General features: G+C 44.4%; 1 protein-coding gene. It reads right to left on the reverse strand.

The features are described 5' to 3' along the window. Positions 1 to 268 (reverse strand): hypothetical protein (locus tag V7266_RS04400; RefSeq protein WP_335466140.1); only part of this gene is annotated, 268 nt, incomplete at both ends.

Below are 268 nucleotides of genomic sequence, written 5' to 3' on the forward strand. Positions count from 1 at the left end.
CCATCTAAAAACCAACCGCGGATTAGCGTGCTGTCCTTCACGGTTGCACCATACTTTGGTTCATCAATGGTACCTTTTGCAGGTAAATTTTGCACGGTATTCTGAGCGGTGTTCTGAACGGCATTTTGAACGTTGACAAGACGTTTAAGTTCGGTCACAGCTCCATTTTTTCCGGTTTCCCTGATTGTCAGCGTGTGTTGCCCATTCAGTAGATTGGCCGTATTTAAAGAATACTGATATCCAGCGTTTGCATTTTTATAGGCCGGAT

Origin of the sequence: Neobacillus drentensis, assembly GCF_036965645.1 — a bacterium.
Lineage (GTDB): Bacteria > Bacillota > Bacilli > Bacillales > Cytobacillaceae > Neobacillus > Neobacillus drentensis_D.